Source organism: Sporosarcina sp. NPDC096371, from assembly GCF_044762865.1.
In the GTDB taxonomy this organism is placed as follows: domain Bacteria; phylum Bacillota; class Bacilli; order Bacillales_A; family Planococcaceae; genus Sporosarcina.
In genome coordinates this window covers 284,163-307,417 of sequence record NZ_JBIWFE010000004.1, presented here as the reverse complement: position 1 = coordinate 307,417, position 23,255 = coordinate 284,163, and the positions used below count along the sequence as shown (strand labels likewise).

The 23,255-nt window shown below is 43.4% G+C and carries 21 protein-coding genes; 16 read left to right on the top strand and 5 right to left on the bottom strand.

What is annotated here, in order from left to right; translation table 11 throughout:
* Positions 1-41: 41 nt before the first annotated feature.
* Complete coding sequence (locus ACIQ0H_RS13015; RefSeq protein WP_403415278.1) at positions 42-167, bottom strand: hypothetical protein; 126 nt, start codon at positions 165-167, stop codon at positions 42-44.
* Between the two features lie 382 nt (positions 168-549).
* Here ACIQ0H_RS13015 and ACIQ0H_RS13010 point away from each other — a divergent pair, with 382 nt between their 5' ends.
* From ACIQ0H_RS13010 to ACIQ0H_RS13000, 3 genes are all read left to right on the top strand, one after another.
* Positions 550-1,437 (top strand): D-alanyl-D-alanine carboxypeptidase family protein, encoded by an 888-nt coding sequence (locus tag ACIQ0H_RS13010; RefSeq protein ID WP_403415276.1) that lies wholly within the window; start codon positions 550-552, stop codon positions 1,435-1,437.
* Between the two features lie 83 nt (positions 1,438-1,520).
* The gene (locus tag ACIQ0H_RS13005; protein ID WP_403415274.1) at positions 1,521-2,384 is read left to right on the top strand and encodes an Rpn family recombination-promoting nuclease/putative transposase; all 864 of its coding nucleotides are present in this window, start codon (positions 1,521-1,523) and stop codon (positions 2,382-2,384) included.
* Positions 2,385-2,429: 45 nt separating this feature from the next.
* Positions 2,430-3,752, top strand: coding sequence for a D-serine ammonia-lyase (locus ACIQ0H_RS13000; RefSeq protein ID WP_403415271.1), 1,323 nt, complete (start codon positions 2,430-2,432; stop codon positions 3,750-3,752).
* Between the two features lie 114 nt (positions 3,753-3,866).
* Here ACIQ0H_RS13000 and ACIQ0H_RS12995 read toward each other — a convergent pair whose 3' ends face one another.
* Complete coding sequence (locus ACIQ0H_RS12995; protein ID WP_403415269.1) at positions 3,867-4,601, bottom strand: YqcI/YcgG family protein; 735 nt, start codon at positions 4,599-4,601, stop codon at positions 3,867-3,869.
* Between the two features lie 103 nt (positions 4,602-4,704).
* On the opposite strand from ACIQ0H_RS12995, the gene ACIQ0H_RS12990 reads away from it, so the two are divergent.
* The gene (locus ACIQ0H_RS12990) at positions 4,705-5,556 is read left to right on the top strand and encodes a dimethylarginine dimethylaminohydrolase family protein (protein ID WP_403415266.1); all 852 of its coding nucleotides are present in this window, start codon (positions 4,705-4,707) and stop codon (positions 5,554-5,556) included.
* Positions 5,557-5,674: 118 nt separating this feature from the next.
* On the opposite strand, the gene ACIQ0H_RS12985 is transcribed toward ACIQ0H_RS12990, so the two are convergent.
* Positions 5,675-7,363, bottom strand: a complete 1,689-nt coding sequence (locus ACIQ0H_RS12985) for a methyl-accepting chemotaxis protein (RefSeq protein ID WP_403415264.1) — start codon at positions 7,361-7,363, stop codon at positions 5,675-5,677.
* A 242-nt stretch (positions 7,364-7,605) separates the two neighbouring features.
* Here ACIQ0H_RS12985 and ACIQ0H_RS12980 point away from each other — a divergent pair, with 242 nt between their 5' ends.
* On the top strand, positions 7,606-8,583 hold the full coding sequence (locus ACIQ0H_RS12980) for a ring-cleaving dioxygenase (protein ID WP_403415262.1): 978 nt from the start codon (positions 7,606-7,608) through the stop codon (positions 8,581-8,583).
* A gap of 44 nt (positions 8,584-8,627) precedes the next feature.
* On the opposite strand, the gene ACIQ0H_RS12975 is transcribed toward ACIQ0H_RS12980, so the two are convergent.
* The gene (locus tag ACIQ0H_RS12975; protein WP_403415260.1) at positions 8,628-9,998 is read right to left on the bottom strand and encodes an FAD-dependent oxidoreductase; all 1,371 of its coding nucleotides are present in this window, start codon (positions 9,996-9,998) and stop codon (positions 8,628-8,630) included.
* Between the two features lie 304 nt (positions 9,999-10,302).
* Here ACIQ0H_RS12975 and ACIQ0H_RS12970 point away from each other — a divergent pair, with 304 nt between their 5' ends.
* From ACIQ0H_RS12970 to ACIQ0H_RS12930, 9 genes are all read left to right on the top strand, one after another.
* Positions 10,303-10,746, top strand: a complete 444-nt coding sequence (locus ACIQ0H_RS12970) for an Lrp/AsnC family transcriptional regulator (RefSeq protein ID WP_403415257.1) — start codon at positions 10,303-10,305, stop codon at positions 10,744-10,746.
* 315 nt (positions 10,747-11,061) lie between these two features.
* A complete protein-coding gene (nikB, locus tag ACIQ0H_RS12965; protein WP_403415255.1) occupies positions 11,062-12,003 on the top strand; it encodes a nickel ABC transporter permease in 942 nt (313 codons plus the stop codon).
* A gap of 16 nt (positions 12,004-12,019) precedes the next feature.
* The gene (locus tag ACIQ0H_RS12960; RefSeq protein WP_403415252.1) at positions 12,020-12,916 is read left to right on the top strand and encodes an ABC transporter permease; all 897 of its coding nucleotides are present in this window, start codon (positions 12,020-12,022) and stop codon (positions 12,914-12,916) included.
* A gap of 18 nt (positions 12,917-12,934) precedes the next feature.
* Positions 12,935-14,464 (top strand): ABC transporter substrate-binding protein, encoded by a 1,530-nt coding sequence (locus ACIQ0H_RS12955; RefSeq protein ID WP_403415249.1) that lies wholly within the window; start codon positions 12,935-12,937, stop codon positions 14,462-14,464.
* A gap of 8 nt (positions 14,465-14,472) precedes the next feature.
* A complete protein-coding gene (locus tag ACIQ0H_RS12950; protein ID WP_403415246.1) occupies positions 14,473-15,498 on the top strand; it encodes an ABC transporter ATP-binding protein in 1,026 nt (341 codons plus the stop codon).
* A complete protein-coding gene (locus ACIQ0H_RS12945; RefSeq protein WP_403415243.1) occupies positions 15,449-16,480 on the top strand; it encodes an ABC transporter ATP-binding protein in 1,032 nt (343 codons plus the stop codon). Before ACIQ0H_RS12950 ends, ACIQ0H_RS12945 begins: the two co-directional genes overlap by 50 nt.
* Positions 16,481-16,501: 21 nt before the next feature.
* Complete coding sequence (locus ACIQ0H_RS12940; RefSeq protein ID WP_403415241.1) at positions 16,502-18,106, top strand: gamma-glutamyltransferase family protein; 1,605 nt, start codon at positions 16,502-16,504, stop codon at positions 18,104-18,106.
* Between the two features lie 38 nt (positions 18,107-18,144).
* Positions 18,145-18,708, top strand: coding sequence for a chromate transporter (locus tag ACIQ0H_RS12935; RefSeq protein ID WP_403415737.1), 564 nt, complete (start codon positions 18,145-18,147; stop codon positions 18,706-18,708).
* Complete coding sequence (locus ACIQ0H_RS12930) at positions 18,705-19,241, top strand: chromate transporter (RefSeq protein WP_403415240.1); 537 nt, start codon at positions 18,705-18,707, stop codon at positions 19,239-19,241. The genes ACIQ0H_RS12935 and ACIQ0H_RS12930 overlap by 4 nt, the downstream gene beginning before the upstream one ends.
* Positions 19,242-19,496: 255 nt before the next feature.
* Here the strand turns inward: ACIQ0H_RS12930 and ACIQ0H_RS12925 are convergent, their stop codons facing one another.
* Positions 19,497-19,637: a hypothetical protein gene (locus tag ACIQ0H_RS12925; protein WP_403415237.1), complete on the bottom strand. Its 141-nt coding sequence runs from the start codon at positions 19,635-19,637 to the stop codon at positions 19,497-19,499.
* Positions 19,638-19,877: 240 nt separating this feature from the next.
* On the opposite strand from ACIQ0H_RS12925, the gene mutT reads away from it, so the two are divergent.
* Positions 19,878-20,276, top strand: a complete 399-nt coding sequence (gene mutT, locus ACIQ0H_RS12920; protein WP_403415734.1) for an 8-oxo-dGTP diphosphatase MutT — start codon at positions 19,878-19,880, stop codon at positions 20,274-20,276.
* Positions 20,277-20,305: 29 nt separating this feature from the next.
* Entirely contained in the window at positions 20,306-23,200 is a 2,895-nt protein-coding gene (locus ACIQ0H_RS12915; protein ID WP_403415235.1) for a DEAD/DEAH box helicase, read from the top strand.
* Positions 23,201-23,255: the final 55 nt, after the last annotated feature.

Genomic DNA, 23,255 nt, shown 5'->3' with positions numbered 1-23,255 from the left:
ACTCCGCTAATCCTTTTTGGATTAGCGGAGTTTTTATATTCTTAAAACATAACGTCAGATGGTCCGTCCATTTTGTCATAAACAGGTGCTAGCAATGAACCTGTCGAACTGATTGCGCATCGACTGTAGGGAACGCCTCCTCGAACCGCTGTGACCCATTGCCCCAACCTTCAAACGCCCCCCATCGTCCAGTTATTACTGTATTGTATTCGGAAAGGCGGGTTGTGGTGTGTGCGGATGGATGTAACTTGATTCTATATAAATTGAACTAAAGAATCCTACCAACAACGCTCGGCGCTTGGGGATGCCTCCCGCGATAAGCCTGCTAGAAAACCACTATCAGTCTTATCGCTTCGGCTACCCCAGTAAGGCGCTCTCGCTGGAGATTAGGTGAAAATCATAAGTTCAACATATATAGGTTTGGACGCAGTTATGCCGGGGCGCCATTGAAAACTTAAGAAATTCTTCATGAATATTCTACGGAATTCTTCACTTTTATTGTCCATAATGAAAAGACAGGAAAACTTATGGATGAAAAGGTGTGAAAATATGAAGAAGTTATTATTTATTATAATGATTGGCGCACTTGGCCTGACTTTTGTGTTGAAGGACAAGGGGTCGATGACAGACCCAGTTGATTTGACGATTGGTGCAAAAGCTACCATTCTGATGGAGGCAGAAAGCGGAAAAGTATTGTACGAAGACAATAGTGTGGAAGCATTGCCGATTGCCAGTATGACTAAATTGATGACGGAATATCTTGTGTTGAATGCGATCAACAATGGCACACTATCATGGGAAAGCAGCTACCAACCTAGTGATTATGTACAAAGCATGACGAGAAATGCCGGTGCTGTCAAACTGGGTATGACAAACGGTAATAGCTATCCGGTAGAAGAACTTTTTTCGGCTATGGTCGTTAATTCAGCAAATGATGCAGCAATGGCGCTAGCGGAAATGGTGAGTGGAACGGAAGAGGCTTTCGTGAAGTTGATGAATGAACAAGCTAGAAGTTTTGGACTCAAGGAAACGACTTTTTTCAATGCGAGTGGACTAGATGGTGACTATATGGGTAGGGGGCAAGACGAGACAAATCGTTCGTCTGCGCGAGATGTTGCGATCATTGCACAACAATTGCTGGTCAAACATCCCAAAGTACTCGATTTTGCGGGGATGACGGACTTTACGACCAGTGAGGGAGTTCGACTATGGAGCACAAATTTGATGCTACCCGGTATGCCACAATACTATCCAGGAATTGATGGATTGAAGACAGGGTATACAGATCAGGCGGGCTCTTGTTTTGTGAGTACAGGTGTGTTTGATGGGCGGCGTATTATTACGGTTGTGATGGATGTTGACGCAGGTGGAGGGGATACTATTAATCCGCGATTTGAGCTGACGAGAGAGCTGATTGAACAAGTTGTGTTGAAGTGATATATAGACGAAAGTGATGTTTAGATATTCTAATAAGGGGAATGTATATTCTATAGTGGGGAGTATAAATGGGAGGTGTTGGTTTGGTAGCACTCGTAAGGGAAAAGACGGAGAAGTATAGAAAGAAGTTGTTAGACGTTCGGAATGATCTTGTCTTTAAAGCGATTTTTGGAGAGGAAAGAAATGAGGATCTTCTTTTATTGTTATTGAATGCGATATTGAAAGAAGATGTAGTGAAGATTACTTTCCTAGATACGCATATGGGAGCAGACTTTGTAGACGAGAAGTATTCTGTGATGGATATACGCGTACGTACTGCAAAGAATGCTGAAATCAATATCGAAATGCAACTAGAACACCATGATGGTTTTGAAAATAGAATGCTGTTGTACTGGGCTAGGCTTTATGCAAAGCAGTTAAAATCCGGGCAGGCATATACTCAATTGAGGAAAGCCATTCAAATTTCAATTGTTGATTTCAAGTTCTTGCAAAATGAGCATTATCATAGTACGTTTCAATTAGAAGAACAAGAAAAGCGAATCAAGTTCACGGATCACTTAGAAATCCATGTGTTGGAATTGCCGAAGGTGAGATTAAACAGTAGCCTAGAGGATAAGAACGCATTGAAGAAGTGGATGTTGTTTATCTCCGGAGATGATCATACAAAGGAGGAATTGGCCATGAGTGATTTGGGAATTGGAAGGGCCTATAACGAGTTGCAACGCATCAGCGAAGATGAAGTGATGCAAGAACGCGTAATTGCCCGCGAGAAGTACTTGTCTGATCAGGCTACGAGAAGAGAATTGGCTAAAGAAGAAGGCAAAAAGGAATTAAGAGAAGAGGCTATTCTGGCTATGCATCATGATGGACTTCCTATCGAAGCGATTGCTAGATATATGAAAATTTCAGTAGAACAAGTGGGCTCTGTTATTAATCCGCTACAATAATCCAATAGCCCTTCATGCAGCTGAAGAGACATAAAAAAATGGGAGATGAAATCTGTGTTAGATCAAACAGAAGTAAACCAGTGGAAAGAGCGTTTGCCGCTCATCTCACAGATGATGGAACGTAAAGAAGTACTATGGCTCAATCCACTCGTAGAGTCAGCTACAACGGGTATTGTCAAATCGGGAATAACCGCTGTAGATGTTCAAGATGCATCAGATCGCCTCAAACGTTTTGCACCGTACATCGAACGTGTTTTTCCTGAAACAACGGTTTCACATGGCATTATTGAATCCCCTCTCACTACTATTCCAGCTATGAAAAAAGGACTTGCAGATGAATACGGAATGGAAATCCCGGGGCGACTTTTGTTAAAACAGGACAATGCCTTGCCGATTTCAGGTTCTATTAAAGCGCGCGGCGGCATTTACGAAGTGCTCAAACATGCAGAAACACTAGCGATTGAACATGGGTTAATCACTCCCCAAGACGATTACGCTAAGTTTGCAGAGCCGGAATTCAGTCATTTATTTGCCAAACATAAAATTGCTGTTGGGTCGACTGGAAATCTGGGCTTAAGCATCGGCATTATGAGTGCCAAGCTCGGCTTCGACGTCACCGTTCATATGTCGGCAGATGCGAAGCAGTGGAAGAAAGAGATGTTGCGAGAAAAAGGTGTCACGGTTATTGAATATGCAGACGACTACAGCAAGGCGGTCGAAGAAGGCCGTCGTCAAGCGGATGCAGATCCTTCTTGCCACTTTGTAGATGACGAAAATTCGTTGGACCTATTTTTAGGCTATGCAGTAGCGGGCGAAAGAGTTGCTGCACAACTAACACAGCAAGGAATTACCGTAAACGCAGACCATCCGTTATTTGTGTACTTACCATGCGGTGTCGGTGGAGGACCAGGGGGCGTCGCATTCGGATTGAAGCTGGCATTTGGCAATCATGTGCAATGCTTTTTCGCAGAACCCACACATTCGCCTTGTATGATGCTCGGCATGATGACGGGCCTCCAGGACAGCGTGTCTGTTCAAGACTTTGGTCTCGACAATAAAACCGCAGCGGACGGGCTCGCGGTTGGCACAGCATCTGGCTTTGTTGGCAAAACGATGGAGCCGCTTCTAACGGGTTGTTACACCATCGCCGACGACACGATGTTCAAGTTATTGAAACAGATTGCTGACGTGGAAAACATCAGACTTGAACCGTCCGCACTCGCCGGAATGACAGGTCCTGTTCACGCGATTCGTGGACATGTAGAAGGTGCCGATTCAGCAACTGCGAACCATCTCGTCTGGGCAACAGGCGGTGGTATGGTACCGGAAGTTGAAATGGCGGCATACTACGCAACAGCAGAAAACTAATTCGAAAAAACCTCGCAGAGATGCGAGGTTTTTCTGTGAGGAATGTCCCGACTTGCAAGAAAACGAGTGCCACAGCCTATTTCCCGGGAAATACCAATTGGTCGCCAACTCGATTTACTGGATTTTCTTATGCGTAAACGGACATTTTCCTTGAATCGGTTCCGCGTCGTCCCCGATAAAGAACTGCTTCCATTCATTATGCGTTGGATCACCGAAGTGACTGATATCGGGGTGCTTCGGTAACTGATCCCATACAGCCACCCGTTCACGTACTTTTTCGCGTGACATGATCCCGCCTTGTTCAGTCCCTGTTAGTCCCTCGAAAATTCTCCTCGGCTGAAATCCAAGAACCATTGCATTGCCTAAATCTCGCGTTTTGCGGTGCTTATAAGCGGGTGCATTACCGAAAACGAAAATCGGCTCACCATTGAAATGAAAATCCCACAAATAATGTTCAGGATCACGCGGGCTTTCTGAGGGCCATTCAACATCATCAGCTTCATGCAAGTATTGTAGAATCTCCCAAAACTCTTTTCGATAATCCTCCAAAGAACCTTCTGTCTCAAATGGCTCAACGAACACAAATAGCCCATGTCGCTTAGGATTGGGTTCATTAAAAAGCGCTAAAAATAGCTCCAATGCTACCGGCAAATTAGACCAATCATCCCGCGTCACATATGCATAGCGCAATTCGCCTTTCAATTCTCCATTCATCCCAAAATAACAGGGAAATGTCTTGTCTGTTACGGTCTGATGGAATGTCTGGTATTCTCTCAACAACCAATCGGGCAAGTCAGTACGCTTCGCAAAATCTTCTTTTGTTAACAAAGCTTTAGCTGTTTGGATCATCAGTTCAACTCCGTATCGTTGTATTCTACTAAACCTCTATGAATAAAAAACGCAGTCAAGGGAATAAAAAGATAACGTAAAAATTAAACTGGAGGATGGAAAATTGAACGCTCCCGAAGAAGAGGCATCTCTCACACAGTGCCATACAGAATATGATACGCTACGCCGCGTCATCCTATGTCAGCCGAAGTTCATGGCCATTGAAGAAGTCATTAATGACGTACAGAAAAAGTATGAAGATGAAAATATAAATGTAGAACTGGCGATGAAACAACATGAAGAATTCGAGAAAACCCTGAAGGAGCATGGCGTCGAGGTGATTAAACTGCCGTCTTCCGAACAATTTCCTGAACAGGTTTTCACACGCGACATTGGTTTCACGGTTGGGGACGATATCTTTGTTTCGGAAATGGCTAGCGACATTCGCAAGGGAGAGGAGGAAGTGCTAGAAGAATGGTTAGACGATGAGGACATCCCTTTTCAAACGACAACTGACCGAGTAGAGGGCGGGGACGTCATCGTCGACCGCGGCACATTATATGTTGGTATTAGCAGCCGCACATCTAAAGCTGCAGTCCGTAAATTAAGGCATGATCTACCTGACTACAAAATTGTCCAAGTCCCATTCGATGAAAAATACTTGCACCTCGACTGCGTATTTAATATCCTGTCACCCGAGATGGGGCTCATTTTCCCGAAAGCGCTCGACCAAAAGACAATCGACATGCTATCAGCAAAACACAAGCTGATTGAAGTTTCCGAAGAAGAACAATTTACAATGGGCACAAATGTCTTATCCATCGGTGACAAAAAAGTGTTCAGCTTGCCGCAAAACAAAAATGTCAACGCGCAAATGCGTGCCCATGGCTTTGAAGTGATCGAGGTCGACTTCTCTGAAATCATAAAATCGGGCGGATCTTTCCGCTGTTGCTCGATGCCAGTGGTGAGGGAATAGAATGGGATTGGAAACCTCACTGTGGAGTGGGGTTTTTTCGTGCGGAAATCAGCATGCCGGTCACAAATTGCCCAAATTGAAAAAGCACCCGTAAGGATGCTTCAATTCGATGACTATTTTACACAGTAAACCGCGCCATATCAGCTTGCAAGGTTTCTGCAAGTTCTGCAAGTGTCTGTGCACTGGACGCGATTTCTTCGGTTGCCGCCAATTGTTCTTCTGTCGTAGCACTGATGGCTTGCGCTTCAGTTGAGGATTGTAGCGCAAGCGCTTGTACTTTAAGCGATCCATCAGAAACGACAGCTGTCACTTCCCGAATTTGTTCAATTGATGCCGAGACCGCTGCGAGTTTTTCACTCATATCGTTCGCCGCGGCCTCAATTCGATGAAAGACGTCTCCGGTTTTCTCTGTTGCAACCAAACCTTCTTTCACATGACGGTTGCCGTCTTCGGTATGCGCAACAACGTTTTCCACATTTCGCATCATCGTGTCAATCATCCGACCAATCTCGGCCGTAGATTGTTTCGATTGTTCCGCGAGTTTACGGACTTCATCTGCCACCACCGCAAAACCTTTGCCATGTTCACCAGCTCGAGCTGCTTCGATTGTTGCGTTCAAGGCTAATAAGTTCGTCTGTTCCGCAATCGTTGTAATGAGCGCAGTTACATTGCGGATTTGTCCGGAATGCGTGGCCATGTCGCGTATCATGGCGGAGTTTTGCTCGTTTGTCAGTTGAATGGTGTTCATTCGCTGAGTAAAATCTTGCATGAGCGTGGCGCCTTCACCGACAAGTTGAACCACTTCCGTGGAAGAGTTGAGTAAAGCCTCATTATCGCCCGTCATTTGATTGATGCCGGAAAACATTTCTCTCATGGAAAGTACAGACTCCTCGACAGTGCTCGCTTGCAGTTGACTTGCCGCCAAATTCTGCTCCGTACTGTTCGCGACCACTTCTGACGCCGCAAGACTTTCTTCCGAGCTTGCAGACAATTCTTCTGCATGAACCGCGAGCTGACCCGCAGAATGTCTTGCATTTAAAATGATTACGCGTAAATCTCCTACCATGCCGTTCATGGCATCTGCCATTTCACCAAGCTCATCTTTGTTACGAATCTTCACAGGTTCTGCGGTAAAATCCCCGGTCGCCAGTTGTTTAAGCACCCCAGTCATCGTTCCGACCGGACGTGCAATACTTCGGCTAATGAGTTGTGCGATGATAACCGTGACGATGACAGCCACCGCAATCAGACCGGCAATGATTAGCTGAATCCAGGTGAGTACCTGCTGGACCTCATCTTCCGTCTTTACTTGCTGGCTGTTCTGATGCTCAATCAATTCCCTAATCGTTTCATTGACGACTTCCTCGTAAATCTTACCTTCAGCCGCAACTTTCGCTGCCGTTTCCAAACTGCCCTCTTTCACATCTCTTATCACGATTTCATTAATCTGCTGATAGCTGATGATTGCTTCTTTCGCTTCTTTAAGTGAATCTCGTGCAGAGGGCGTGCGTACAAGCTGATCCAATTCTTTCAAATTCGCTTTAATGACATCCAGCGCTTTTTTACGTTGTGTTAAATACGCTTCATCTTGATAAATGATAAATCCAGAAATGCTTTTCGCATCCTCATTTTGATTGGCCAATAATTGCTCGAACAACACAACTTTTCGTATTTTGTCATCAATTAAGAAACGATATTCCTCATTCAACTTCGTCAATGCCCATAATCCCGACGTACCGACAACCATCAAAATGAGCAAGATGGAAGTGAAGCCGATCCATAATTTTTTTCCTACAGTGATTCGCATGACAAAAGTCCTCCTGTACCTACTAGTTATTTATAATTATAGTGCGTAGGAGAAATGTATAATGTAAAAGTATTGTAAAGATTGTTAAGCGAAGATAAAAGGTGTCCAATCAGTCCTTAATCAAAGAGATTGACATATGGAGACGTCTATATTAAAATTATCTTGAATTCAAGATAAAAAACTTTGGGTATAGATCACAATAACAAGACCAAATTGACTATATATAAATAGGAGGACTACACATGAATCATTTAAAAGGTATGCACCACGTAACAGCGATTACAAGTAGTGCGGAAGAGAATTACAAATTTTTTACGAATGTATTGGGCATGCGTTTAGTGAAAAAAACGGTGAATCAGGATGATATTCAAACGTACCACTTGTTCTTTGCAGATGACGTAGGTGGCGCTGGGACAGATATGACATTCTTCGATTTCCCGGGTATCCAAAAAGGGACTCACGGTACAAACGAAATTTATAAAACAGCTTTCCGTGTTCCAACGAATGCGGCATTGGATTATTGGGTCAAACGCTTTGATCGCTTAGATGTGAAGCATGCTGGAATCCAAGACCAATTTGGCGTCAAAGTACTATCATTCGTCGATTTCGATGATCAACAATACCAAATGATTTCGGATGAAAACAATAAAGGCATTGCATCCGGCACACCATGGCAAAAAGGGCCAGTTCCATTGGAATATGCCATTACGGGACTGGGACCGATTCATATTCGGATTTCTGAATTTGCGTACATGAAAGAAGTGTTGGAGAAGGTTCTGTTGTTTAAAGAAATTGGCCAAGAGGGATCCCTTCATTTATTTGAAGTGGGTGAGGGCGGAAACGGTGCACAAGTTATTGTCGAGCACAACGACAGTCTCCCACCGGGTCGACAAGGTTTCGGTACTGTTCACCACGCTGCATTCCGCGTCGAAGACCGTACTGTTCTCGATGAATGGACGAAACGTATTGAAAGCTTCGGATTCCAAACATCTGGTTTCGTAGATCGCTTCTTCTTCGGGTCGTTGTACTCGAGAGTGGCACCGGGCATTCTATTCGAATTCGCAACAGATGGCCCAGGATTCATGGGGGATGAACCTTACGAAACACTTGGGGAAAAACTATCTTTACCTCCATTCCTCGAGCAGAAACGTGAGCAAATTGAGCAAATGGTTCGTCCGATAGATACAGTGAGAAGTACTAAAGAATTTATTAAAGAATAATGGAAAGGCCTTTTATACGTTTACTACGTATAAAAGGCCTTTGTCTATTCATCAATCGATACTGAAAACAAGTCATTCAATGCCTCACTCATCGTAGGATGCGTGAAAATCGTGTCACGTAAAAACGTATACGGCAATTTTGCTTCCATTGCAACGCGAACGACATTGATCATTTCACTCGATTCCGCACAAAACAAGGTACACCCTAAAATCTCTTTTGTGTTGGGGTCGATAAGAGCTTTTAACAATCCGTCTGTTTGTTGGACAATGCGAGCGCGAGGAATGGCGGCCGCAGGAAGTGTGACCACTTTGTAGGCGACTCCTTTCTCCTGTGCCATTTTTTCATTCAGCCCCACCTGCGATAAAACAGGGTCAATGAATACGGAGTAGGGCACGTTATTCCGTTTTTTTCGCGTATAGTTTCCGGCTCCAACTAGCTGGTCTTTCACAATCCGGAAATCATCTAATGAAATATAAGTAAACTGAGGTCCGCCATTGACATCACCTAACGCCCAAATGTGATTTGCTGTCGTTTTCAATGCATCATCGACCACAATTGCTCCTCGATCATTTACCTCAACGGATGTGTTTTCAAGACCAAGTCCTTCTGTATTCGGCTTTCTTCCCGTAGCCAATAACAGTGCGTTTCCGAATGCTTCCTTATGATCGGAATTGCCTGTTCGATAAGAAACCACCACACCACCGTCTCGATTTGCAATGGACTTCACTTGGCTATCGATGACAATTGTGATGTTTTTCGCTTCAAGCACTTTCTTCACTTCTTCTGCAATATCTCGATCCTCATTGCGTAAAAACTCAGCAGAACTGTCAATCACTGTTACCTCGGATCCGAAATTCGCGTAAATCGAAGCAAACTCCAGCCCAATATAGCCCCCGCCGATGATCACTAGCTTTTTAGGAAGCTGATCTAGTTGCTGTAATGACGTTGAATTATAAACGAAATCAGCTTTTTCTAGTCCATCAATAGGTGGAGTAATAGGAGAAGAGCCTGTATTGATAAAGAATCCATCTGCCGATAACTCGAACGTTTCACTGCTGGTTTTCACTTGAATCTTACTGTCATCTAAAAAAGTAGCTGTTCCTGTATAGACCGTGGCCCCGGCTAAATCATCGAGCATATGAAAATTCTTATCGCGTAAAAATGACGTTAACTCATCTTTTTGTTCAATCGCATTCTTATAAAACTGCTCTTTGGAAATGCTAGACAGTCTACGTTCACTAGATAGATGAACGAGTGATTTTGTTGGAATACAACCAATGTTGATGCATGTCCCCCCGTACATTTCCGCCGACTTTTCAATCAACGCAACACGCAAACCTTGCTTGGCGAGCATCGAAGCTAATGTTTTGCCACCTTTACCAAATCCAATAATAATCGCATCAAAATGTTCCATGTTATCAACCTCCATGTCTATCTATTACCTTGTTGGCGGCTGTGTAAACGTGGCTGAAGATCCTAATTTATCATCTTACTTAGCGCCTACATGAAGATTCAACAGAATGGGATTGAGTGATCTGTGTCGTGTTTTTATATTCAACCAAACCTTGCGATTAATATCCAGTTAAATGGTATACTTGACGTTTTACGGATTAAAGTGCATATTGGACTTTACACAGAGTGAAAGAATTAGTGAGTAATAGATAAACAATCGGCATTAATTATTTAGTTTTGTCTACATTATGGTGGGAGGTTAGGGAATGGATGCAACAGATAAAAAAATACTTGAACTACTGATGGAGAACGGTAGGCTGTCGTATGTTGATATTGGAAAAGAGTTAAATCTATCGCGCGTGGCGGTACGGGAAAGGATTCATGCTCTTCAAGAGGATGGGATTATTGAGCGTTTTACGGTTGTCGTAAATAGCGAGAAAGTAGGGAAAGGGGTTTCAGCTTTTTTTGAAGTGGACTGTGAACCCTCATCCCTAGTCAGTGTAGCGGAAGCACTTGCCGATATTCCAGCTGTTGCCAGCTGCTATCAGATGACAGGGCCCTCGACGCTTCATATGCATGTATTGGTGAATGACTTCATCGATTTGGAGAAATTTATTAACGAGGAACTATACGCATTGGAAGGCATAACGAGAGTGGAAAGTCATATACTACTTCGTCGCTTTAAGAGTCGGTCAGGCTTGAAATTGTAAATAATGAAATCCCCAAAACCTATCGGTCGATAGGTTTTTTATTTTGGAATACGAAACGTCTGCAAACGTTTTCAAAAACCTGGGTTTTCTTTTTGGCATATCGCTACAATTCGGCATTATTGACTTCCCATTTGGACAATGTTGAATAAAAATTCAACCAGTATGTACTAATCTATCAGACTGAAACAAATTATTTGAAAAATACTATTGATTTAGATAATTCTTTGTTCTATACTCGTATCTAACATAAAGATGACATTTGTTAATCAGATTTATAGATTTGGTTAACATGTGATTACGGGTGGGAGGGATTTGATGATTGCATTAATAGTACGTCGGACGTTCGAACTTGTCTTCCTGTTGTTCGGAATTTCTTTTCTTGTCTTTTCTTCCATGCATATCGCACCGGGAGACCCAGCAGCAATGATTGCGGGTCCGACCGCTACGGAGTCTGAACTAACGGCTATACGAGCGAATCTTGGTTTGGATGATCCATTTCTCGTGCAATATGGGCGCTATGTGAAAGGGGCGGTGCAAGGAGACTTCGGCTATTCATACCAGACAAAGCAGCCGGTGTCAGAAGCGATAGCAGTGCGCTTTCCTAATACATTAAAGCTTGCTGTTGCGAGTATGATTATCGCCGTGATCATTGGTATCGCTGCTGGATTGATTTCAGCACTGCGGCATAATTCATGGCTTGACGTATCGTCGACCACATTCGCTCTTGCGGGTATATCCATTCCTAACTTTTGGTTGGGTGCGTTACTGATTCTGGTCTTTGCAGTGAATTTGCAGGTGTTGCCGGTCGGCGGGCTCTCGAGTCCCTTTTATACATGGCAAGGGATAAAGGAATTGATTTTGCCGGCTATTACGCTTGGTACAGGTTCGGCGGCGATGATTGCTAGAATGACACGTTCTTCGATGCTTGAAGTCATTCGAGCAGATTATGTGAGAACCGCTAGGGCAAAAGGAGTAAAAGAACGCAATGTGATTTGGATTCATACGCTGAAAAACGCAATGATACCCGTTATTACAGTAATTGGTCTGAATTTTGGCTTTTTACTTGGTGGAACAATTATTACTGAGAAAGTATTTGCGATCAATGGCATTGGCCGTTTGATGATTGATGCTATAGCCGCAAGGGATTTTCCAATGGTTCAAGGATCTGTCCTACTCGTTGCAACACTCTTTGTTGTTGTGAACTTGATTGTCGACATTGTTTATACATTCATCGATCCGCGGATTAAATACGATTGAGGGGAGGAGGAACAAGATGGAGCAATCTATTGGCGGAGTGGAATTGAATAAGAAGGTAGAAAAAAAGAAAGAAAAGGCATATATAGTCACACTGAAAAAGATGCTGAAAAACAAATTAGCCGTAGCGGGTATGGTTATTATCATTATTCAAATTTTAATGGCTATCTTTGCACCGTTCATCGTTTCCCATGATCCAGTTAAGCAAAATCTACCTGCTAGTGAACTACCCATGTTTAGTGAAGGTCATTGGCTCGGTACAGATAACTATGGCCGTGATGTATGGAGCAGAATCGTTTACGGCGCCCGTGTTTCACTGCTAGTTGGGATTGGGGCGGTGACATTGGGGCTAATCGGCGGTGTTACGCTTGGCTTACTTGGAGGTTATTACCGTAAACTGGATGGCATCATCATGCGTATCGTGGACTTGTTGTTCTCATTCCCGGGTATTCTTCTCGCCATGCTAATTATCGCAGTTCTTGGTACAAGCCTGGTGAATGTTGCGATTGCGATCAGTATCTGGTCTATTCCAACTTGTGCCCGTATTGTCAGGGGCTCGGTTTTATCGATCAAAGAGAAAGAATATATCATGGCGATGAAATCGATGGGTGCTTCTGATCTTAGAATTATGCTCAAACATATTTTACCGAATGCATTTGCTCCAATCATTGTATTTGCCACAATGCGAATGGCCACAGCTATTCTTTCAACCGCTTCGTTAAGCTATTTAGGACTTGGTGCACAGCCGCCAACACCTGAATGGGGGGCAATGATTTCACAAGGACAAAGTTTTATGTGGACATCTCCACATCTGACCATTATTCCTGGTATTGCAATCATGTTAACTGTATTTGCTTTCAACGTTGTCGGTGATGGTCTACGAGATGCATTAGATCCTAATATGGATATCCAATAAAACGTAGGGGGAAATAATATGAAAAAGAATTGGCTTCTTGCTCTAGTGATGAGTTTAGTTGTAATCTTGGCAGCATGTTCGGGAGATGGCTCGTCTACTGCTGGGGAAAAAGGTGGAGAAAAGTCTATTACTTATGCAGCAACAAGTGATGTCGTTGGACTTTCACCGATTTTAATGAATGATTCCGTATCTGCGAATGCCACGGAACATCTATATGAACAACTGTTTAAGTTAAACGGCGATACGATGGAAGTTGAACCGGTACTAGCTGAATCCTATGAAAACCCTGACGACCTTACATGGACAATCAAACTAAAAAAAGATATCACATTCCATGACGGTACACCGTTCAATGCGGAAGCAGTCAAATATACATTTGAAAAACTGCGTGATCCTGCGACAGCGGCACCACGTGCTTCTTTAATGGAACCAATCGATACCATTACGGTGATTGACGAGCATACTGTTGAAATTAAAACACTTTATCCATACGGACCATTTCTTGCAACGTTATCCCATACGAATTCGGCAATTGTAAGTCCTACAGCTGACCAAAAACAGGACCTCATGAAGGATCCAGTAGGTACGGGCCCATATAAATTTGTAAGTTGGACACCTGGTGATCAAGTTGTGATGGAAGCGAATGAAGATTATTGGGGCGGGAAACCTGAAGTCGATAAATTCACGCTAAAAGTTGTACCGGAAATTTCTACAGCTATTTCCATGCTTCAAGCAGGAGAAGTTCAGTTAATTGATAATCTGCCGACAGAACAGATTGAGCGTTTAGAGGGCATGAAAAATATTAACATCGAGAAAAAAGAAGGAACAACGATTTACTATCTAACATTCAACCATTCGAAAGAGCGTAACCAAGATCCAGAGTTTAGAAAAGCAGTAGCAAGTGCGGTTGACCGTGATGCATTTATCTCCAAATTGAAAGGACTTGGGGTTCGTAGCGACAGTATTCTTGGACCGAAAGTGTTCGGCCATGATGCATCAGCCGACAAAGCGGGAACTCCATACGATGTAGATGCAGCGAAAGCACTTGTTGAAAAGAATGGATATGGTAGCGAGCCGATCAAGTTATTGACGGCCAATCGTGCGAACTTCATTCTGATGGCTGAAATTGTTCAAGCACAATTGACGGAAGCAGGTTTCAACGTTCAAATCGAATCGATGGAATGGGCAACTTTCTTAGATGCGGCAAGAGCCGGGGAATATGATATTACGTTTTTAAGCTGGGCAAACGTAACAGCAGATGGATCTGAAATGTTCTATCCAAACTTCCATAGCGATAACGTTGGTTCTTCTAACCGCGCCCACTACAGCAATCCAGAATTCGACACACTAGTGGATGCATCCCGAAGCACAATCGATCAGGAAGAGCGCAAGAAATACTTAAAACAAGCCAATCAACTGATGCTTGATGAAGATGTAGCGATCGTCATGAATCATGGATTTGTAACAGCTGCATTGAATAAAGATTATACTGGCCTACAGCTGGATCCGAATGGAAAATGGTATATCACTAACGTTACAAGAAAGTAGGAGAAATCATGAAGGAGACATTGCTTGAAGTAAACAATCTTGTCACTGTTTTCCGAACGAAGGAAGGAAAACTTCCTGCTGTCCGGGATGTCTCCTTTTCTATTAATAAAGGAGAGACACTGTGCGTCGTAGGGGAATCGGGATGTGGAAAAAGTATCACGTCCCTCTCGGTAATGGGCCTGCTGCCATCGAATGGCTATATCTCGTCGGGTGAAGTTTTATTGGGAGGCAAACCGATTCATAATCTTCATCCTGAAGAGATGAGAAAGATTCGTGGGAATCAGATTGCTATGATTTTTCAAGAGCCGATGACCGCCCTTAATCCGGTGTTAAGAATTGGCTACCAACTGACTGAGCCCTTAATGCTGCATCATAAACTCACCAAAAAACAGGCTTATGAGCAGGGGATCAAATTATTGGAACAGGTCGGCATGCCGTATCCAGAAAAGCGGATTAAGCAGTACCCACATGAACTGAGTGGGGGGATGCGACAGCGTGTCATGATTGCCATTGCCTTATCATGCCGTCCTGAATTATTAATCGCGGATGAGCCGACAACGGCCCTCGATGTAACGATTCAAGCACAGATATTAGATCTCATTAAAGAATCGAAAGAAAAGCTCGATATGGGCGTCATGATGGTTACACATGATATGGGTGTTGTTGCAGAAGTAGCGGATAGGGTCATGGTGATGTACGCCGGAAAGAAAGTGGAAGAGGCACCTGTCGAGGAAATCTTTGATAATCCTAAACATCCTTATACGATTGGATTGCTCAATTCTGTTCCGGATATCGATAATCCCGAATTTGAACTAGAAGCGATTCCTGGATCGTTACCAAGTTTGGACGAACAAATTTCGGGTTGCCGTTTCCATCCGCGCTGCAAATTTGCGACAGATAAGTGCCGCATCGAATCGCCACCCGAATTGAATGTTTCCAATGGTCACACAGTAAGCTGCTGGCTACATGAGGAGGTAGGATTGGATGGCGGTGAAAACAAAGAACCAAGTGAAAAAATCGCAAGTGGGGCATGAAGTTTTACTGGAATTACAAGGAGTGAAAAAGTACTTTCCCATTAAAGGCGGCATACTTTCCAAGGTGCAAGGGCATGTGAAAGCTGTTGAAGATGTCTCTTTGAAATTATATGAAGGCGAAAGTCTTGGTGTAGTAGGAGAATCAGGATGTGGAAAATCGACATTAGGCCGGTCCGTACTTGGATTGGAAGAGTTGACGGAAGGAAAGGTCTTTTTCCGAGACCATGAAATCCAAGATCTAAAAAGACGTGAAAAGTTGAAGTTTGTGAAAGAGATGCAAATGATTTTTCAGGATCCTTACGCTTCATTGAATCCACGACAACGCGTTGGGAATGCCTTGGAAGAAGTATTTACGATGCATACGGATATGTCGGCTAAAGAAAAAAGAGACGCAGTGCTTCAGTTACTTGAAGAAGTTGGGCTGAAGGCGGAGCATTTTGATCGCTATCCACATGAGTTTAGTGGCGGTCAACGCCAAAGAATCGGTATTGCACGTGCCATCGCATTGAATCCATCTTTCATCATTTGTGATGAAGCCGTATCGGCACTGGATGTTTCCGTACAGGCACAGGTTCTTAAGTTATTAAAAGTTTTGCAGGAAAAATATAATTTATCGTATATGTTCATCTCACATGACTTGGGTGTTGTTAGGTATTTTTGCGATCGCGTACTGGTTATGTATTTGGGAACGACTGTCGAATTGGGCTCCGTCAAGTCGCTATTTGATAATCCCATTCACCCTTATACACAGGCGCTACTTTCGGCTATACCGAGACCTTCCGTTCATGCCGCTAGAAAGAAGATAAGACTGCAAGGGGATTTACCGAATCCTGCAAATCCACCGACTGGCTGTCCGTTTCATACACGATGTCCAGTTGCACAAAGTATTTGTAGCGAAAAGAAACCGGCTTGGGAAGAAGTAGAGCCACAACATTTTGCAGCCTGTCATTTCGCAGGCGTGAAAATAGAACAAGATATATAACAGCACCGAGGGGGAATTTTCATGGATTACTTATACCATCCGTACCAATCAAAACGTCATACGGCTTTTGCCCGAAAAGGCATGGTCGCGACTTCACAGCCACTTGCTTCTAATGCAGGGATAGAGATTATGCAAAAAGGTGGGAATGCCATCGATGCAGCCATTGCCACTGCGGCAGCTTTGACAGTTGTCGAACCGACTTCGAACGGCATTGGCGGCGATGCATTTGCACTCGTTTGGGTGAAAGATAAACTATACGGACTGAATTCATCGGGTCCGTCACCTGCAACCTTAACGCCAGAAGCTGTGAAAGCGCTTGGGCATGACAAGATGCCGGTTCATGGCATGTTACCGATAACCGTTCCGGGGGCGCCAGCTGCTTGGGCGGAACTGTCCCGTAGATTTGGGAAGTTACCGTTGACAGAAGTACTTGCGCCGGCGATTCGCTATGCGGAAGAAGGCTTTCCGTTGACGCCGATCCTCGGAAAGTACTGGGGAGCTGCTTATAAAAAATTCAAAGAAACGTTCACAGGCGATGAATTCAACGCTTGGTTTGAAACCTTTGCACCAGATGGTCGCGCTCCAAAAACCGGAGAAATGTGGTCATCACCAGGTCACGCGAAAACACTGCGGGCCATTGCTGAAACGGATGCGCGTGATTTCTACGAAGGCGATATTGCGGATCAAATCGATGCCTGCATGAAACAGTATGGCGGTTTTTTATCCAAAGAAGATCTTGCGTCTTATAAGCCGGAATGGGTGGAGCCTATTTCTACGAATTATAAAGGCTATGATGTATGGGAAATCCCGCCGAACGGTCATGGCATGGTTGCGCTAATGGCGCTGAACATCTACAAGAACCAGAGTGAACCAGTATGGGAGTCAGTCCAGACGTTGCATGAGCAAATCGAGAGTATGAAGTTAGCCTTTACAGACGGCAAGGCGTTTATTACGGAAGAAGCAGATATGCCGGTGGAAACAGCACATCTATTATCAGAAGAATATGCAGAAAAACGTGCTGCACTGATTGGTGATGAAGCGCTAGATCCACAACCATATGATATACCAAAAGGCGGTACCGTCTACCTTGCGACAGCTGATGAGGAAGGGAATATGGTGTCCTTCATCCAGTCTAACTATATGGGCTTCGGTTCGGGCGTTGTTGTGCCAGGAACAGGAATCGGCCTGCAAAATCGTGGCCATGACTTTTCGCTTGAAGAGAATCATCCCAACGTCTTGAGGCCTGGAAAGCGTACGTATCATACCATTATTCCTGGATTCCTATCGAAAGACGGGCAGGCAATTGGCCCATTTGGTGTCATGGGTGGTTATATGCAACCGCAAGGTCATTATCAAGTGGTGTTGCACACAGTGGATTACTTGTTGAATCCGCAGGCAGCACTAGATGTACCGAGATGGCAATGGACAGAAGGCAAGAAAGTAGTTGTTGAGCCAGAATTCCCGAATCATTTGGTGCAGGCACTTATTCGAAAAGGGCATGATGTCACGATTGCTCCGGATGGCGGTAGTTTTGGTCGGGGTCAGATCATTTGGCGCAATCCAGAAACAGGTGTGCTACAGGGCGGCACTGAATCTCGAACAGACGGAGCCATTTCAGCTTGGTAAAAAAACTGTCAAACACATCCGAAGTGGAAGAAGAGGCTATGGCCACTGGGTGGAAGCTCCAGGCAAATCTATTCGTTGCATTTTGCAGAGTAGGTTTGCTCGGATTCGGAGGAGGCCCTTCGGCGATTCCTCTTTTCCATCAGGAAGTCGTGCGCAAATACGGCTGGATGGATGAAGATGAATTCGGCGATACATTGGCCTTAGCGAATACGATGCCTGGACCGATTGCCACAAAACTTGCGGGTTATATTGGCTATAAAGTAGGCGGGAAAATCGGATGCATCAATGCCCTGATTGCTTCCGTTATCCCTACGTCTTTAATGATGGTGCTGCTGATTGGTATCTTACAGAAGTATAAGGATATCCCATGGGTGCAGAACATGTCAGCCGCCGTGGTACCAGTTGTAGCGGTTATGTTGGGTGTCTTGTCTTGGGATTTCATCAAAAAATCGGGTGATACACTTGGGTGGAAAAAGGCCGTGGGGATGCTGATTGCAGCGGGAATACTGATGGAAGCCTTGCATATCCATCCAGCTATTCTGATCCTGGCGATTATTGTGTTCATCTTCTTGCCTAATCTGAAAAAGAGAGGTGGCGTATGATTTATTGGCAGTTGTTTCTCGCATTTTTCATCCCGGGTATTCTTGGATATGGAGGGGGACCGGCCACGATTCCTCTCGTTGAAAATGAGGTTGTCGGCACATATGGGTGGATGAACACACAAGAATTCAGTGAAGTGGTCGCCATCGGGAATTCGTTGCCGGGACCTATCGCCACGAAAATGGCTGCGTCTATCGGCTATTCGGAGGGCGGTATCTTAGGTGCCTTTGTCGCTTTATTTGCTACTGTTGCCCCTTCACTACTCCTCATGATTGGTCTTATGGCGATTCTGATGAAGTACAAGGATCGTTCTGAAGTGAAAAACTTAACCAAGCTCATTCGCCCGGTTATCGCGATTCTATTGGTATTTATGACTTTACAGTTTGTGGATACGGCGGTAGAGGGAGTGGGTTACTTATCGACGGGGATTATTGCTGTCGTGAGCTTCTTGTTGTTAGAGAAGTGGAAGTGGCATCCGGCGTTTGTGATTGTGCTTGCACTTGGTTTTGGGGCGGTGACGGGGATTGAGTGGTGACTGGGACTTGAGACTTGAGTCTGGGGAGTTCCATTGAACCCGCTTTGGCGCTAGGGGATGCCTCCCGCCATAAGCCGAGCAGCTATCGCCGCTAGTCTTATGGCTTCGGCTACCCCTGTTAGGCGCCTTCGCTTGAAATTCCTCGTACAAGATATTTCCGCTGAATAAGGAGCAAATAAGGAGTCTGAAATCAAAAATAAGAACCAGGTAAGGTACATTAGCGTACCTTACCTGGTTCTTGTTTTTATGGCGGAATTACTGGCCAGAGTTAGTATTTGCAGATCGTGAAGCGTTTTCGTAAGCGACTAATGTGACGCCTAGCTTATTCTCCAATGCATTTAGTGCCGCTAGTTGTTCGTTGTTTAAATTTGCTACTTGAGATTGGTTGAGTGACATATGGAATCCCCTTTCTAATTTAACTCTATTGTGTCCGGGATGGGTGGGATTATACGTTAGAAATTCGCCTCATTTCTTAACCTGGGGATAAAGGGAATAGAAATGAAGGGAAAGGATATGGAGGTACTTATTGGGCGAATTGTTATGACTGTTGAAAATTAGTAGCGGTTGTTGGATAATGTTTGTATACAGATAATTCGGAACGAAATTTGATGCGAATAGAAAGAAAAGGTGAGAATCATTAAAAAAACAGTACATGTTGTAGGCGCGATTATTGAAAATGAAGATAAGGAAATTCTTTGTGCACTACGAGGACCGGATATGACTTTGCCGAATTTATGGGAGTTTCCAGGTGGTAAGATTGAAGCAGGGGAAACAAAAGAAGATGCATTGAGACGAGAAATCCGAGAAGAATTGGGTTGTACGATTGAAGTTTTTGATCACGTCGAAGATACCACATATGAGTATGACAAAGTAATTGTGAGACTAGAGACGTTTATGGCGAAGGTTATTTCAGGAACGCCGGTTATTTCAGAGCACGCAGAAATAAGATGGGTTTCTAGGGATGAATTATTGTCACTTAACTGGGCGCCAGCAGATATTCCGGCAATTGAAAAGTTATCGAATACAATCCTATAAAAATAGTATAGAAACGGTGTGACGGTTGCATGCAAGGGTTTATTCGTAATTTAACGTCTTCATTACATGAAGGATTTATCGATAAAGATCAAAGTCATTCCGGTAGTTTTAAGCCGGAACTATTGATCAATAATGTAAAGGAAAATAATAACGTATTGAACACACTGCAGGAGGAACTTGGAAGTAGCGAGGACTTCCTTTTTTCAGTTGCGTTTATAACGGAAAGTGGACTTGCTACGTTAAAATCCTTGTTTTTGGACCTGAAGGAAAGAGGCGTTAAGGGGAGAATATTAACGTCGACCTATTTATATTTTAATCAACCGAAGTTGTTTAAAGAACTTATGAAGTTAACAAATGTAGAAGTACGCATAACAAGCTTAAAAGGATTTCATTCTAAAGGTTATATATTCAAACATAAAACGCATTACTCACTCATTGTCGGGAGTTCAAACTTAACCGAGTATGCTTTAAAAGTGAATTATGAGTGGAATGTTAAACTAACTTCGCACGAAAATGGTGAAATTGTTCATCACTTTAAACAGCAATTTGAAGATGTATGGTCCAATGCAGAAGCACTTTCTGAACAATGGATAGCGGATTATGAAGCAGAGTACGACAAGCATGCAGACAGAAGGTTAGCAGGACAAGTCATTGAGATGCCTGCCTATTATAATTCCAATGCAATCAAAGAGGCATTGAAAATCGTTCCAAATGATATGCAGACAGCGGCTTTATTACAGATTCAGGCTGTTCGTGATGAAGGGAAAGACAAGGGGCTCGTGATTTCTGCAACGGGTACTGGAAAAACGTATTTATCCGCATTTGACGTGAGAAACTTTGCACCTAAACGAATGTTATTCATTGTCCATCGAGAGCAAATATTAAACAAAGCAAAAGAGGACTTTCAAAAAATTCTTGGCGGCATTAGCGAGGATTTTGGGCTGTATGTGGGTACGAGTAAGCAGGTGGATAAAAAGTATCTATTTGCTAGTATTCAAACACTGTCAAAACCAGAGAACCTAAGTCAGTTCGATCCGTCCGATTTTGATTATATATTAATAGATGAAGTACATAAGGCGGGCGCAGCTTCTTATCTTAGGGTTATTGATTACTTCAAGCCGAAGTTTTTAATGGGCATGACAGCCACACCAGAACGAACGGATGACTTCAATATTTATGAACTGTTCGATTACAACATCGCGTATGAAATCCGTTTGCAGGAAGCGCTCGATGAGGATATGCTTTGCCCATTTCATTACTTTGGCGTGACCGATTTTGAACAGGACGGCTTGGAAATTGATGATGCAACAGTGTTAGCGCAACTTATTACAGAGGAACGGGTCGAGCATATACTTGAAAAAGTGAATTACTACGGATTTTCTGGTGAAAGTGTAAAGGGGTTAATGTTCTGTAGCCGGAAAGAAGAGGCTGTGAAGTTGTCCGACGAATTAAATGCAAGAGGATTACGAACGGTGGCTTTACTTGGCGACCATTCTCCAGAGGAACGAGAGCGTCAGATAACTCGACTTGAAACGGGTTTTCTTGATTATATTTTAACCGTGGATATTTTTAATGAAGGAATCGATATTCCTTGTATCAATCAAGTTGTCATGCTAAGACAAACACAGTCGAGCATTATCTTTATTCAACAGCTTGGGAGAGGTCTTCGAAAGCATGATTCGAAAAGTTATGTCACGATCATTGACTTCATCGGCAACTATAAAAATAATTACCTCATTCCTGTCGCGCTGTCCGGTGATCGATCTCTAAATAAAGATAATATACGCAGGTACACGAAAGATACAAGTTATATAAAAGGTGTTTCGACAATTAACTTTGAGGAAATCGCCAAGAAAAAAATCTTTAGTGCCATCAATCAAAGTAACTTAACGGCATTGAAGATTTTGAGGGATGCCTATACCGATTTGAAAAACAAAATTGGCAGGGTTCCATATTTATATGATTTTATTGTAAATCGCTCGATAGATCCGACAATAATTGCAGATAAATATGTGAACTATTATCAGTTCTTATTGAAAATGAAAGAAGAAGTCCCGGCGCTTACGGTTTATGAAGATAAAGTACTTACAATGCTTTCAGCTGAAGTACTGGATGGAAAAAGAAAGCATGAAATTATGTTGATTGAGATGTTATTGAAAGAAAACGACGTTTCACACAGCGATTACTTGGAGCAGCTAGTAGCTAATAATTGTCGGATAGACGATGGAACCCTCAATTCTGTAAATCGTATTCTGGATTTGGCGTTTTTTACGCAGGCTAATAAAAAGAAGTACGGCGAACGGCCAATTGTAGAACTACATGAATCTGGACAGTATCAGTTCAATGCATCCATCCAAGAAAGTTTGGAGAAAAATCCATACTTCTCAAAACTAATTGAAGATGTTATGGATAGTGCAAAAGAGAAAGCAGAAAAATATCAATGCGACCAGTCACTCACAGTATATGAAAAGTATTCAAGAAAAGACGCGTGCAAATTGTTGAATTGGGCGAGTGACGAAAGTTCAACTATGTACGGGTACAAGCCTAAGCATGGAACATGCCCAATCTTCGTGACTTATCATAAAAATGATGAAGTCGAATCGAGTGTCGACTATGGCGACGAGTTCCTGACGCCAGAACTATTTAAGTGGTACACAAGAAGTAACAGAACGCTACAATCACAAGAGGTACAAAGGGTTATTCAGGCAGAAGAAAATAATATGGATATTCATATCTTCGTGAAAAAAGATGATGATGAGGGAACAGATTTTTATTATCTGGGGAGAGGGGTTCCGGACAAGTCCAGCGTTGCAGAAGATCGAATGACGGATAAGAATGGAAAAGAACTTCCTGTTGTGCATATGAACATGGTGATGGAGCAGGCTGTTGAAGGGAAGCTTTATCGGTATTTGGTGGAGGAGTAAAGGGATTTCCTTATTTACGATAGGGAGAACCTTATCATAAGTAAGTGCGGTTTAT

Coding starts and splice junctions, on each gene's coding strand:
- ACIQ0H_RS13010 (WP_403415276.1), top strand. CDS start 550: ATGAAGAAGTTATTATTTATTATAATGATTGGCGCACTTGGCCTGACT.
- ACIQ0H_RS13000 (WP_403415271.1), top strand. CDS start 2,430: ATGAAATCTGTGTTAGATCAAACAGAAGTAAACCAGTGGAAAGAGCGT.
- ACIQ0H_RS12995 (WP_403415269.1), bottom strand. CDS start 4,601: ATGATCCAAACAGCTAAAGCTTTGTTAACAAAAGAAGATTTTGCGAAG.
- ACIQ0H_RS12985 (WP_403415264.1), bottom strand. CDS start 7,363: ATGCGAATCACTGTAGGAAAAAAATTATGGATCGGCTTCACTTCCATC.
- ACIQ0H_RS12980 (WP_403415262.1), top strand. CDS start 7,606: ATGAATCATTTAAAAGGTATGCACCACGTAACAGCGATTACAAGTAGT.
- ACIQ0H_RS12975 (WP_403415260.1), bottom strand. CDS start 9,998: ATGGAACATTTTGATGCGATTATTATTGGATTTGGTAAAGGTGGCAAA.
- ACIQ0H_RS12970 (WP_403415257.1), top strand. CDS start 10,303: ATGGATGCAACAGATAAAAAAATACTTGAACTACTGATGGAGAACGGT.
- nikB (WP_403415255.1), top strand. CDS start 11,062: ATGATTGCATTAATAGTACGTCGGACGTTCGAACTTGTCTTCCTGTTG.
- ACIQ0H_RS12960 (WP_403415252.1), top strand. CDS start 12,020: ATGGAGCAATCTATTGGCGGAGTGGAATTGAATAAGAAGGTAGAAAAA.
- ACIQ0H_RS12955 (WP_403415249.1), top strand. CDS start 12,935: ATGAAAAAGAATTGGCTTCTTGCTCTAGTGATGAGTTTAGTTGTAATC.
- ACIQ0H_RS12950 (WP_403415246.1), top strand. CDS start 14,473: ATGAAGGAGACATTGCTTGAAGTAAACAATCTTGTCACTGTTTTCCGA.
- ACIQ0H_RS12945 (WP_403415243.1), top strand. CDS start 15,449: ATGGCGGTGAAAACAAAGAACCAAGTGAAAAAATCGCAAGTGGGGCAT.
- ACIQ0H_RS12940 (WP_403415241.1), top strand. CDS start 16,502: ATGGATTACTTATACCATCCGTACCAATCAAAACGTCATACGGCTTTT.
- ACIQ0H_RS12935 (WP_403415737.1), top strand. CDS start 18,145: ATGGCCACTGGGTGGAAGCTCCAGGCAAATCTATTCGTTGCATTTTGC.
- ACIQ0H_RS12930 (WP_403415240.1), top strand. CDS start 18,705: ATGATTTATTGGCAGTTGTTTCTCGCATTTTTCATCCCGGGTATTCTT.
- ACIQ0H_RS12925 (WP_403415237.1), bottom strand. CDS start 19,637: ATGTCACTCAACCAATCTCAAGTAGCAAATTTAAACAACGAACAACTA.
- ACIQ0H_RS12915 (WP_403415235.1), top strand. CDS start 20,306: ATGCAAGGGTTTATTCGTAATTTAACGTCTTCATTACATGAAGGATTT.